Here is a 12,858-nt window from a genome sequence, read left to right as displayed (position 1 = left end):
AGGTTCGGATCGACCGAATGAAGAAGGCTCACGACCACCCATTTCCCAAGGTTGAATGTATGTCCACCGTACAGCGAATACTTCTACCCGACACCAGCCTCACTCATAGTCACATTCTGAACGCAGTAGGCGTTGCAGATCGTCTGTGTGGGGTGTCAGGAACGCGAGACGTCATTTTCCCTGTACCAGCCAAACCATCACTAACCTCCGGCTCTCTTCATCAAGCTCTAGGCGCGACCATCCACAATGCGTTGGTCAAAGACAAGCCGGTGACGCTGCCCAGCGGCGCTCAGATGCGTTGCGAAACCATCAAGACGTTGCAGTTTGTAACTAAACCATCCGTGCTCATTGCCGTATTTGCCAACCAGGCCATGATGGATAAAGTCGATTCGCTACAGGGGCTGCTGGCCGTTTTGGCTGTTCCTTGGACGCAGGATGCGATCGAAAATTGGGTAAAGACCTAGTCGCCGAAAATGCTAGGAAAGGGTGCCAAGTCCGCCAAGCCAGTCGCAACGCTCATTGCTGACCCTATTGTTGAGCAAGCAATGAAGTCCCTGACCTCAGCGATCAACCGTGGCACCGCCGTCCTAAACGGCTCCGATGAAGATCATGCCAAACGCATACTCAGAATCTTGCGTGCGCATGTCCATCAAAGAGCCTGCAGAGAACATCAAGCTTTGGGCGATCAAGAATGGCTGGCTTCCCAAGACAGCTGAGAGACTAGAGGTATTGGCTGAGAAGGCGTTCGCACTGCGATCGAAGCCGAAAATCGATAACCCAGATCATGCAGGGCAGAGCTATAAGCGTTGGGCTGAGGCCGCCAGATCATAACCACGAGAGATACTGATATGTGGCCTGGCTCACCCACTCCGCCACAGAGCTGACGAGTGCCTTTACCACATCCCTGCTGGCCCGAATCTCAACGTGTTTATGAGGAAAGCTTGGCAAATTATTGTTCTATATGAAAAGGAATGAAAGTCCATAAGCTGCTGATAGTTTTCAATATTTGCTTAATCCTCAATCTGTGCTTGGCTTAAAAACGCAACATGTCCTAACCCGATTCGAGGTGCTACATCTGATGAAAAAACCACCACTGCGTCAAGGTATGGTTAACGGGCTGGTGCACGAGGTGGTTCAAACCCTTGTGGCCGTACAGACACATGCCGAAATCATCGCTGAGGTTACGCAGAGCGATCCCGCAAAGGCGTACGAAGCAGCCTTCAAAATTGCTATTGAAGGTGGCGGAGCGGAAGACCACATCCGCAGCCGGTACGAGGGCTTGAACTGCGCGGAGATTGCGGAAACGCTGGCCAGTCAGCCTTCTCGTCCCGAAACTCCAGCACCGGCATCACAGCCTAGTGCGCCGAAGCCGACTGAGTCTGTAGAAAAGGCTTAGAGATCGATTAAACACAGTAATGAGTTGCCCTCCCGCCACGCCAGCCAGACTGCCAATGGGCAGTCCGGCTTCTCCATTGCCTGGGTTGAGGTAAGCCTATGGGGCTCGGTACGCTCAGTACTTACAACAATTGGCCTGTAGATGTTGATCGATGCACAGGCCCAGAACTCTCAAACAGGGCAGGAGCGCTGCCTCATGTTTTTTTGATCTGCGGTCAGATCTCCAGGTAGCGAGGGGAGACAATTCAGCAGATAGCGCCTCCGGCGCAAGATTTCATGCCGACTTGTATCTCGGAAGGTCATTATTTTCCGCTGTGAGCAGACACCAGATTTGGCACTAGCGCCATATTTGAAAGCCGAAACAAATTACTTGAAAATCAGCATGTTGAAAATCTTCTGGGCGCCAAAGATAGCGATCAGTACAATGTATGTTTTTCCTCACAACCCCTCATTTCTGCGGGCTCTTTGGCACTCAAACTCGCCTGTAGCCCGCATTTCTCCCGGGAGTGCCAAAGACAGCGCTTCACGGTGCCAAATCCACCGCCTCCTCACACGATCGACGCCAAGACGTAGGCCTTATATTCGCCAGTACGACCTGACGAACAGACTTCAACGGCGCGTGGATCGATTGGCTCAACATTCAGTTGCCTGCCACTTCCCAACGTAGCCAAGAAACTCTTCATGTGGCCTACGCACTGTTTTCCAACTGCTGATGTCAGCGAGTTTGTCTCTAGTCTTAGCCGTTGTAACCACAAGTCGCCTCTTGGCGCGGGAAATACCCACGAAGAAAGTGCATCGAACTTCATGGGTGTCATTTCCCCAATAGGCCTCTTTCTCCAGACCTAGCAATATGACCGAATCAAACTCAAGGCCCTTGCTCTTGTGAACGGTCAGAATGCGGATTGACTGGTCATCAGACAGCTGGGCAAGCACCTTGAGCAGGTCAGGCTCCTGGTCTAGCGCAGCATCGATATGTTTCTTGAGATCACGGATGACCTCCTTCAAACGATCACGCGACTCGTAATCATGGGAAAGGCCCGTCAGCAGGCTCACACCCACCATGGACAGAAACTCTTTTAGTAGCGTCCACCTCTGAGCATAGTTTTTTGCGGCGAGATCCTCGGCAGCAGTCTTGCGTGCTTCCTTGATGAACCTGTTCCAATCGTTTCGCACGGAGCCCCCGTGGTCGTCGTCATCGGCTGGAATGATCCGCCTCAACAACCGCGTCCAGGCTTTCGGCTCCCGCGAACCATAAAGGCATAGCAGGAAGTCCACGACGACCAAGGCAATGGGCTCGGTGGTGATATCCTGCATCTGATTTTCGTTGCGATAGGCGATACCAAGCACTTGAAGCGCAGAGGTCAACCGGACGGTGTAGGCCTCAGGATAACTCCTGACCAAGACCGCAATTGCGGAGGGCGCCACACCCTCGACGTTGATCCAGGTGTTGATCTGATCGGCAAGACTGCAGGCCTCGTCGGTGCAGTCTTTGAAAGAATGAAGCAGGATCTCGCCGCCCTCACCGCCCAAGAGCCCTGCGGGCATTTCAGAACCGGGATCGAGCACTTTGATGAGGTCATTCTGCAGCCTGAGAAGCTGAGGTTGCGAGCGAAAATTGCGGTAGATGTTGAGATGGTTGGCTGTAAAATCCGCTTCAAACTTTCCGAATACGCCGTCGAGCGCGCCGGCCCAGCCCATGATCTTCTGCTTCACATCCCCGACCGCAGTGACCCGGCGAGCCGTACCAACAAAGATCTTGCTGACCAGCGCGTACTGCTCGTCCGTGCAGTCCTGAAACTCATCGAGGAACACATCACTGTAGGTCTGCCTGATGGCATTCACCGCCATGGGATAGGCGTCCAAGATCTTCAGGGCCAAAGGGATCAAGAGCCCGAACTCGGTCTGGACAGGGTGTACCTTCCCTTTGGGCATCACTCGAAAACCCGCGTCTAGCGCATCGTCGCCGGTGAGAACAGGCCGAAATCGTTCGATAATTCGCTTCGCGAAGCCATGGAAAGTGTAGCTGTCGAACCGGCTGGCGTAGTCGGGCCCGCATCGCCGCCACACCCTCTCTTTGAGGTTATTGCTCGCATCCACCTTGAAGGCAATGGCCAATATCCTCCTCGGATAACGGCATGCCCGCGTGGTCAGCAGGAAGTCAGCGCGCTGGGCAAGCAGTTCAGACTTACCGGCGCCCGGGCCAGCAGTCAGCGCCACGCACCGTGTTACTTCCCTGACGGCCGCCTCCGCATTTGGCTCCAAAATAATGCCTTCGGAGGGTTTCCAATCTTCCGGGGAGATCATTCCGAAAGCCCTTCGATCTTGGCGATGACGAAGTCTGCTAGACGATTTAGAGATGCGGGCATCTTGGCTATCAACTGATCGTCAGTAAGTTTAGAAAGAGCTTCGATATGCGACTTGGGCTTGCTATCGAGCTTGAAACGCTTGTGGTAGGCGACAAAGTGCTTTCGCTCGATCAATGAGTATTGGAAACGATCGTGATGACTATCGCCCAGCACGGACTTGGTTTGGCCCAGTTTCGGAACAACCAGATCTTCAGGGGCTACCCCGTACGCAGCGGGATAAGCCCTAAGCATGGAAAAATCCAGATCCATTGGCGCTGAAAAAAATACGCCCAGCGGCTCCAAATTCGCTATGCAGGATTTGTATTTCGGATCCTTCTCAATCTGCAGAAGTTTGTGGGTCTGATCATTCCATGCAGGTAGATTTTTGAGCTCATCGTCAGTCAGGTACAGATCGCTTGGGCGATGCTTTTTCATCTCTGTCGCGACGTATTTGATGCGTCCCCATCCCCCACCAAAGCGCGCCACATCCAAATCCAAGAGCGTGACGTATGGGATCTTGAGGCCACTGAGTAACCTCCAAAAATGGTTGATATGACGACCACCTAGCGGGGCAATGGTAATAGCTGCCTCATCGACTTCGAGCTTCTTAGCTGCGAGCAGCCGGGGCAGCACTATTTCCTCACTGTCGCCCTCCCCCAAGATCACCAGGCGAGAAAAATAGACCTCTGGATAGGCCTGCACTGCCTCCCTCACAAACTTGTATGCCTCGCCCTTCTCATTGGGTGGCATTCGAATCTTCGTCACCACCGTGCAGCGTGACTCGTCCAACCTCAGATATCTAATGGCTGAAGGTTCTACGCGGCGAAGCATCGAAGGCGCATGTGTCGCAATCAGAGCTTGGGAATCGGCGTATTTGGAGTCACCGACCAACCCTTTGAGGGATGACACAATTCGCCCCAGATAATGAGGCGACAGGCTGTTCTCTGGCTCTTCCAGGGCAACGATGGTGAACACCGCAGGGCGAAGTTTCTCAGCGTCAAAGGAGTCGTCATTGCCATGCAGCACCGCTCGCCCGACAGCCTGGGACGACAAAACCAGCGAGAGGTAGAGCATCGACTTTTGGCCATCGCTGAGTCTTGAAAAATCGACCAACTGCTCGCCATGACCAGGGGAGAACGACACCGAAAGATGACGCAACAGCGACTCAATTTCGTTGGCCATGAATGTAACGCTAGGCTGCGTGAAAAACTGTCCCTTGTGGAGCTCTTTCCAAGTCTTGGTCAAGCCGGCACTGAGGCTGAGCACTGATTCATTTTGAGTCAGGCTCTGGGAAATATCCGTAGTGAGCTGCTGGATCGTCTCGCGCTGCTCAGTCCAGTTCACAGCTCGAAGCAAACGCCCGAGCAAGGCGTTTGCACCATAGGCGATGTGGTCAGCCGGATCCCGGCGAGCTGGAAGGTAGTGAACCTGAATGAAGTTTCGCTCGTCTCTGGGCACCGGGGCGGTGTCGACCGGAACGTCATCTTCATCAACATCTAAAACGTACACGAGGCTTTGCTCGATTTCATCGTCAATGCCAATCGTTGCATCCAGACGATACCTCACGCGGGGCACACCATCAGGGGTATCAAGGCGCATATGCCCAAAATGACTAGGAATTGTCGGGTGTTCGTTCTCGTCGTCACTAAGCTCGGGGAAGATGAACTCAACCTCAATCCAAAGTGCTCGCTGATCTGGAGCCTCTACTTCATCGTGCGGGACGAAGAAATCCGATTTACGCAATCGCCGCTGATTGGGGTCAAACGAAAAGAGACGACAAAGCGCTTGGAGAGTCGCTGTTTTGCCGGAGCCGTTGGGCCCGATCAGAAATGTGAGGTCGGCCAAATCAACGGTGACTGGTTCCGCACCAAACGACTGAAAACCACAGATGCGAACAAACTGAAGCTTCAAATTAGAATCCTTTCCTTGTGGGGCCAGCGGTGCGGGAGGAACTACGCTCCAGTCGCAATCAGACGCTCAATCGATCCAGCGGGACATTGCGAGCGCGATCGCGCGAGTAGTACAGATACGATTGAGCACATACAGCGGCCAATGGCCCCGAGGCCATTACGACGGCTCGGGGGGCTGATTCTTTGTAGGACATGACAAAAAGTCGTGTGCCGCTAAGCGTATGCGAGCATCTGGCGGATCTTACGCCCCCAGGTTTTATCGTGGATGAAACGTCGATGGTCGTGATCGCCATTAATGATCTCGTCCTTGGTCAGGGTCGATAGGACTTCCCAATCCTCACCAAACTTATAGGTGGCGTTATCCAAATGTGAGCTCTCAAGGAGATAAATCCCACGCTTGGAAAAACCAAAGACGAAGTAGCCTTGATATCCCCCTCGGCCCGTCGCGAAGAAATCAGGCTCGAACCGAGTGATCTCTCTGATCCTGTGTTCGATCACTCCCTGCTCTGACGCCCGCAGACCGGCCAAATAGGGTTTTACGATGGCTTCAGCGCTCTTCCAAGGGTATTTCCCAGGGGGGAGCAAATCCCACTGTAACTGTCGTGCGTGCACCTTAGCGATACGCTGACGCTCAACGTCGAAGATCTCAAATTCCTGGAAAAATTCGAGCATGAGGTTGGCCACGTGAACAAGCGCTGCGGGCGGCTCATCGACTTCCACCCGGCGAGTCACGATGTACTCCTTCCCATCGATGACGCTGAGAGAAAGGTGCTCCATGGGCGGGCGAACAAAGTCGACGGGATACACATCCATTGTTCGAATTTGCACGCCGCTGTGCTCTTGACCATGCCAGTCTTTCCAGCTCCGGTATTGCGGCACTGATTTTTTGATTAGCGGGAGATCTCGCCGTTTAATCTCCTTGCCGCGAGCATTGAATTCGCTGATTTTTCCAATCACCGCAGGAAGGATCGAATCACCGTCTTTTTCGAGGTGAGCAATCGCCAGCCGCGCCTGGAGGTCTTGATCGACGTTGTCTCGCTCAATCACAAACAACATCTCGCGAGCACCATGCGAGTGCGCGATGATTCTGTTGACGCTATTGATTGACTTGCCTGTGACCATTGCTTTCGTCCTCGCCATCCGTGAGAGAAGCCAAAGGTAGCATACTGCCAGCAGAGTTGAAGTGGCTGAGCGGTTGGCCCAGTATCGTCTGTATCATGCTCAAACTTCGCATTGGTCACCCCAATCCTTTCGCACGTGCTCCCGGACTTACAAACTCCGTTATCCAAAGCGATGCACTTAGGCTGGCCGATTGCCGAAAAAAAACTGGAGAAGGTTCATCCGATGTACGGACGCGATATAGATCTGAACGAAAAGGGTCATTCAGTTGGCATCACCTCGTAGTTGAAAATTATGCATCAGTCGACATGAGGGATCCCGTTATTCTGCATAAGTGCTTGACCCGAAGGGACGGTGTCAATTTCAAGAAACCCAGGAAATCTTGCAAAACCTATCGCGCTAGAAACCTCGCCACTCCAGCACTCACGCCTCGCTTATCACTGGGGCCACAGCAAAAATCTCTCGGCCAACGTTCGAATAGTCGCTTCTTATTTTTCAGCTGGACTCGTCGGAGCTGAATGTTCTGGCATTAGCTTAGGCTGGGATATCGGCTCGCTAATTGTTGGTGGCGGGTGTGCAGGTACGGGCGCTGAAATAGGGGGCGCCAGAGTTGATACCGGTGATGCCAATGGAGGCGGTGCGTAAAGGAAGGCAAAGACTGCAATACCTATCGCGGCAGCCCCGAGCATCGTAAGTCCTTGGCAACTGATCCTGTAAAAGAAGCTCTCGGCCTGTTCAATAGGATCGCCGACCATCTTCTTGTATTCGGACTCCGAGAGGAAACGATACAGTTTCGATTGCCAGTCCTGGCGTAACTGCCGCTGAATGTTTATGAATTTACGACCCGACATCACGTTCAGCGTCGTGTAGCCGAATGCAACCGCCATCACGAGTTAAATAAGGTATGGGTTGATCGGCAGAGTTAGTCGCGCAGCAATCAAGCCCAATCCCACAGTCAGCGCTGTCGAAATCGCTGCGATCGCTTGACGGGTCGCATCTGTCGCTTTTGAAGTTTCTTCAGTGACAACCTTACGAAGGTCTCCTAGTGATTTGAGAGCATCTTTAGTGATCTCAGAGACCGCCATCTGATAGGCGATCTTTCCGCAATCCAGTGCCGCAGCAAGGTTCTCCTTGAAATACTGAAGTGCCTCTCCATCCGCCCTACCCGATCGAGCGATCTCAGCAGACAGCAGGATGTGCTTCACTTCCGCCTCACGGGCATTGTCGAACACCCAAACCGCTGCATCGTGTACGACCTTGAAGTCGTTAAGCGTGATCTGCGGGGCGCCATTGATCGCTTTCGGGAGTGTGAGGTTTAGTTTAGGTGGCCCTCTGAAACTGAGCTTGCTCCCGGTCGCATCAATCTCGTTCGCGAAACACCGGCTTAGGGCGTCAAAGGCCTGAGTTGCCCAAACAATATGCAACGGATCAGCTTCATCGAGCTCATGGCCATCAGCGAGCAACCAGTGGCGAACATCCTCGGGCACGGTGCGGACGTCGGCTGACTCTTTCACCAAAAGCCGGGGCGACTTCGTTGCTTGAGACTCCACGTAGAGCACTTCAACACCCCAGTCGGCATACGTTCGAGCACGGGTGTTGAAGGATTTCAGCAGGCCAAGAACGAACCATCGTGATGCCGAATGACCTTTTTCAAGGAATGCCTTAAACCCTGCCTCTGTCGCAACGTACAAAGCCGCAGTCTGATCGTGCTGCTCTGGTAACGGTTTTAAGAGCTCCGCGCGAAACGGCCCTAAAGCCTCATCCCCCTCTTCAACCTGGGTTTCGCCACCGGCGCTGTCATACGTGGTGGTCGACCAAGCGGCAGAGGCTACTTGAGTGATTGACCTAGCAGCATCAGCAGACAGGTTTGACACGATGAGGGTCGCATTTCCCTCAGTGATCAGCGCCTGACCTTTATGCGATAGGTCGTTAAGTAGGTTGGCCAGCTTTTGGTGTGACAACGCTGTCCTCCGTGACTCTGTCTGTATCCACGATAATTTGCACTTTCCCCCCTTCCAGCTCCACCACCTTTACGTTCGGGTTTTCCGCCCTGTCGGGGAACAGGATGGTGACGCCTTCGGTCATAACAATCCTGCGCATGTAGGGCTGTCGGAGGATCTTACGATCAGGCTTGAAGCTGAGCTCATGCAACTTGCCTTTTTTAATGCGCGTGCGAGTCTCTTTCTCAAGGCGACCAACTACCTTGTCATCTTCTGGGTGACCAGCAGCGAGCATCACTGCCTCCACGATCGCATCTTCATCGATCAGAGTGCGAGTGCCGAGGTTCGCTTGTGCTTTTTTACTTTTCTGTTGCCATAAAATTTTTATCAAATTCGCTACTGACTCGACAATGCAGGGCACCAGATGTTTTTACAAGCTATTTAACCCGTCGCTGGCGGATTTCTTAATCTATCGATACTCGGAAAAGTTTGAAGCCCTTGAGTTTGTTTTCAAACGTCTTCGAAGTCGCACCTCGCCAACCATGATTCTTGACCTCACCAAAAACAAGCTAATTGATCGAACAGCTGCGCATGATATGTTCTCCAAGCTATTTGATCATGAGGCAGAACTTAACTTCAAGAACAGTGACTCGGAATACCTGGCAACTCTGCATGTGCACCTAGCAACTAACCCTTCAAGCTCTAACGTTGCCAGCGCAAAACGGCTTCAAGCCGTTTGTGATGTAGCACTTAGCGACTCTGCGTCCAGGGCGAGTTTGAATGGCTGGAAGTGCTTGGTTACCGCCATTAATAACGAAACCGTATCTGCTGAGTCCGTGGTGCAGCTCGTACTGAAAGCAATCGAATATGGTGTTAATGAAAACGAGCTTCCGGGGCTTGGTGACCTGCTAGCTACCCTTGAGATACATAGTGTCGATAAAGTAACTGAATCTTTCGCAACACTCGCCCATGAATTTATCAGCAGTTCCCTTGACGATATGTTTGATGAGGGGGACATATACAGCTACGGCGAAGACTTGCCGGCTGCTGAGAGAAGGCTAAGGGATAAAATCTGCGACAAGCTTACAAGCTGGCAGGCCGAACCCAACCAGTCAATGATTGATGAACTGGTCGACGCCTATGATATTTCCTTCCGAATGAAGGGGTACTTTTCTGATGAGGATACGAATTTCGTATCACCTCGTGCAGAGCAGAATAGGCTTGAGGCGATAGATATCGATGACCTGTTTTCGAGAGAGCAATAACCTGTTTGACGGGGGGATGAGTGGCCGGGGTTTTCGCCGCCGAAAGGTCAATCCAGATCTGGTAGGAATGAGGGGTTCAGCGTCTTCCCCTGGATGTGTGCCTTGATCCTCGCATTCCGCTATAAATCGCGCTCCCTCCGAGGAGTGAGCGCTGCCTCCGTGATGGGCGCCGGCTTCGCTTACGGCCTGTACTCATTGGAGCCAGAGCGAGATGGTTCAGTGGTCACTGTAGATTAGTGAGAACCGTCGGTCGGCTCCGCGACGCGGTGTTTCGTCAACGTTGACAAGTTGATCGGCAACAAGATCGATGGAAGAGAAAATCCAAGCCACTGATTTTAAAAGGAAAAAACGCTAACCTTGTTCTTTGTCAACAAAAGCCCAGGGTAAATAAATACACCAACGGTGATCGCAGCAACTTCAGCTACGGCTGGTTGCCGGTGCAGTCCGGTCAGTATGGATCCTGCCTGACGCAGGTCGACTTCAAGGCCAAGAAGGTCATGCCCCGCCCTTCGATCCGCGGCATGATCGCCCGCACGTATTTTTACATGAGCAAACAATACGGACTGCGCCTGTCGAAGCAGGATCGGCAGTTGTACGAAGCGTGGGACAAGACCTATCCAGTGCAGGACTGGGAACGTCAGCGCAACCAGAGCGTGGCGTGCGTGATGGGGCGCGGCAACGAGTTTGTCGGCTCGGTAAATCTGAAAGCCTGCGGCTGATCGCAGCACAAATAAAAAGGCCTCGAGCGTTATGCTCGAGGCCTTTTTCACGTTTGGCGTTCAACCTGTTTTGAAGGCGCTACGCTTATGGCGTGAGGGGATGCTCAATCACCACCGACTCGATATTTTGTTTCTTGGCTTTTACCAATGCCGCATCCACCTGCACCTTGCGCGCCTCGGCGTCAGCCTGGGAATTGAACGGACCGATCAGAATTCGTGTTTTACCGCTGCCGTCCTTGACGACCGTCGGAACGAAAGCATGCTCGATCAACCAGCCGCTCAGGTCACTGACAGCCTGCGGAGTTTCGCCACGCACTTCCAGATCCCACTGTGGCGCGGCGGCCGCCGGCGCTGCCGCGACCTTTGTCTCAGGCTTTGGCGCATCTACACTCTTGCCTTCACCGCAGCCTGCCAATGCCAGTGCCGCTACCAGCCAAACCAATTTGCGCACAACGCTTTCCTCGGAATTCACAAAGCGGCGATCTTATCATTCATAAATACTTCGCGAGCCCCGCAAAATGGGCACAAAACAACGAGAATGATGATTGCAGCCTCTGTATAGTTACGCCCTGGGAATTAATGCCGCATCTGCGCGTCAGAAAGAGGCACCCAAACCGTGAGACTTCGCACTAATCTATAGATACCACCGACCTCTGCACTGTCTGAATCAGGTGCCCTACAAAGCAATCAAGGAGAAGACCATGCTGATACTCACCCGCAAAGTCGGTGAAAGCATAAACATTGGTGATGACATCACGATCACCATCCTCGGAGTCAGCGGCCAACAGGTTCGCATCGGCATCAACGCTCCGAAAAACGTGGCAGTGCACCGTGAAGAAATTTACCAACGCATCCAGGCCGGCCTGACCGCTCCGGACAAGCCGCAAACGCCCTGAGCCACTTTGCATTACGTAGCCAGTCCTATTGCCGTCGCGCAAGACTGGCTAAAGATTCACGCGCCGTTTAGCCATCCGCATTTCACCCCGCTGGGCACGGCGCCTGAAGCACACTGACTCCTTTCACTTGTCACTCCCTCCTTTCTTACGCCGATATTACCTTTCACTCCCGGAGCTGGCTGTCGGACGTTTCCGATAGAGCGCGGAGAATTTCGCCTTCTAAGCGAATATCACGCCACGCGCCATGCCCGTCGCCGCGACCATCATCAGGATCAGCAGCAGCGCTTCAACATGACTGATTCGCGCGTACAACTTCGCACGCCCGGCATCAGGCGCTACCCCGCGCGACGATGCGATGCGCCATTTGATCAGCGTGATCATGGGTGCAAGCTCTACCAGCAGGATCAGCACTAACAACGTCATCTTCAGATGAAACAGCGGCTGATGCAGGTAATAGTCAGAGCCTTTCTCGTAACCACCAAACGCACGCATCGCTCCGGTTATAAGCAGCGTCAAAGCTGAAAGCCCCCAGAGGTTATCCGCGAGCAGCACGCGCTTGAGCTCTCCCGTGCCCGCCGAGAGCTGGCTGAACGCTGTGCCGCGCGTCAGTACCGCCCAGAAAGCCAAGGCAAACGCGAATAGATGAACAGCCGCAAGGATCCACTGACTCAGCATCGACGCACTCCCTTACAAAGAGTTGAAAATCGGCCAGTCAGTAGTAGACGAAAAAGCGGGGCCTCGCTTGGAGGTGACGGCGAGACAGATGCCAAACGCCAAATCGCAGGCAAAAAAAATCCCAAGCAGCTGATGGAAGCTTGGGATTTAAAAATGCATAAACCGTGGTGGTGAACGCAGGTCGGATGCTACTTAAATTCCCAACATGCAACAAGGCTTTTTCGATAACCGGCTGGAGAAAAATAGCTGTAAGCCTTTGGATATTCAGGTGTTTTCAACAACGAAATGGTAGAAAAACGCACCAAAATGGCGCTTGATCACTTTGCCCAAATAGTAATGAATGGAGAGCTGATCAGAGCGAAGCGGAAATGACTGGGAACAAGCGTTGCGCAAATCGCAGACAACAAAAAAGGGCTCACCTTTCGGTGAGCCCTTCTAGACCGCCCAGCAGAGCGGATTTTGTTTGGTAGGCGCGATTGGACTCGAACCAACGACCCCCACCATGTCAAGGTGGTGCTCTAACCAACTGAGCTACGTGCCTGCTGTGAGGCGGCATTCTACGGAATTCCGGAGGGGTGTCAACACCTTTTTTTC

Annotated in this window: 11 protein-coding genes, 1 tRNA gene and 1 pseudogene; 5 read left to right on the top strand and 8 right to left on the bottom strand. The window is 53.1% G+C overall.

Annotation, left to right across the window (positions count from 1 at the left end; all coding sequences use genetic code 11):
* Window positions 1-59: 59 nt before the first annotated feature.
* Both AB4O12_RS04060 and AB4O12_RS04055 read left to right on the top strand, forming a co-directional pair.
* Complete coding sequence (locus AB4O12_RS04060; RefSeq protein ID WP_460060398.1) at window positions 60-464, top strand: hypothetical protein; 405 nt, start codon at window positions 60-62, stop codon at window positions 462-464.
* Between the two features lie 614 nt (window positions 465-1,078).
* Window positions 1,079-1,396 carry a hypothetical protein gene (locus AB4O12_RS04055; RefSeq protein WP_330525165.1) on the top strand — a complete coding sequence of 106 codons (318 nt, stop codon included), beginning with the start codon at window positions 1,079-1,081 and terminating at the stop codon, window positions 1,394-1,396.
* Window positions 1,397-2,028: 632 nt separating this feature from the next.
* On the opposite strand, the gene AB4O12_RS04050 is transcribed toward AB4O12_RS04055, so the two are convergent.
* The 5 genes from AB4O12_RS04050 to AB4O12_RS04030 form a co-directional block, all read right to left on the bottom strand.
* Window positions 2,029-3,699, bottom strand: a complete 1,671-nt coding sequence (locus tag AB4O12_RS04050) for a UvrD-helicase domain-containing protein (RefSeq protein WP_460060396.1) — start codon at window positions 3,697-3,699, stop codon at window positions 2,029-2,031.
* Complete coding sequence (locus AB4O12_RS04045) at window positions 3,696-5,651, bottom strand: ATP-dependent nuclease (RefSeq protein ID WP_460060395.1); 1,956 nt, start codon at window positions 5,649-5,651, stop codon at window positions 3,696-3,698. Before AB4O12_RS04045 ends, AB4O12_RS04050 begins: the two co-directional genes overlap by 4 nt.
* A 212-nt stretch (window positions 5,652-5,863) precedes the next feature.
* Window positions 5,864-6,772, bottom strand: coding sequence for a hypothetical protein (locus AB4O12_RS04040; protein ID WP_460060394.1), 909 nt, complete (start codon window positions 6,770-6,772; stop codon window positions 5,864-5,866).
* 890 nt (window positions 6,773-7,662) lie between these two features.
* Complete coding sequence (locus tag AB4O12_RS04035; RefSeq protein ID WP_460060392.1) at window positions 7,663-8,730, bottom strand: hypothetical protein; 1,068 nt, start codon at window positions 8,728-8,730, stop codon at window positions 7,663-7,665.
* Entirely contained in the window at window positions 8,699-9,100 is a 402-nt protein-coding gene (locus AB4O12_RS04030) for a hypothetical protein (protein WP_460060391.1), read from the bottom strand. The genes AB4O12_RS04035 and AB4O12_RS04030 overlap by 32 nt, the downstream gene beginning before the upstream one ends.
* Window positions 9,101-9,119: 19 nt before the next feature.
* Here AB4O12_RS04030 and AB4O12_RS04025 point away from each other — a divergent pair, with 19 nt between their 5' ends.
* Complete coding sequence (locus AB4O12_RS04025; RefSeq protein ID WP_460060389.1) at window positions 9,120-9,974, top strand: hypothetical protein; 855 nt, start codon at window positions 9,120-9,122, stop codon at window positions 9,972-9,974.
* 398 nt (window positions 9,975-10,372) lie between these two features.
* Window positions 10,373-10,693 (top strand): annotated as a pseudogene (locus tag AB4O12_RS04020) (endonuclease); the annotation flags it as partial.
* Between the two features lie 85 nt (window positions 10,694-10,778).
* Here the strand turns inward: AB4O12_RS04020 and AB4O12_RS04015 are convergent.
* Window positions 10,779-11,144 (bottom strand): SPOR domain-containing protein, encoded by a 366-nt coding sequence (locus tag AB4O12_RS04015; protein WP_056784413.1) that lies wholly within the window; start codon window positions 11,142-11,144, stop codon window positions 10,779-10,781.
* A gap of 250 nt (window positions 11,145-11,394) precedes the next feature.
* On the opposite strand from AB4O12_RS04015, the gene csrA reads away from it, so the two are divergent.
* Window positions 11,395-11,589 (top strand): carbon storage regulator CsrA, encoded by a 195-nt coding sequence (csrA, locus tag AB4O12_RS04010; RefSeq protein WP_003179932.1) that lies wholly within the window; start codon window positions 11,395-11,397, stop codon window positions 11,587-11,589.
* A gap of 219 nt (window positions 11,590-11,808) precedes the next feature.
* Here csrA and AB4O12_RS04005 read toward each other — a convergent pair whose 3' ends face one another.
* Entirely contained in the window at window positions 11,809-12,264 is a 456-nt protein-coding gene (locus AB4O12_RS04005; protein WP_056784409.1) for a DUF2214 family protein, read from the bottom strand.
* Between the two features lie 464 nt (window positions 12,265-12,728).
* Window positions 12,729-12,805 (bottom strand) — tRNA-Val (locus AB4O12_RS04000).
* Window positions 12,806-12,858: the final 53 nt, after the last annotated feature.

It is taken from the genome of Pseudomonas sp. S2_A05 (genome assembly GCF_054668485.1).
Note: the sequence above shows the minus strand (reverse complement) of the source record. Positions and strands in the feature narration are given on the sequence as shown.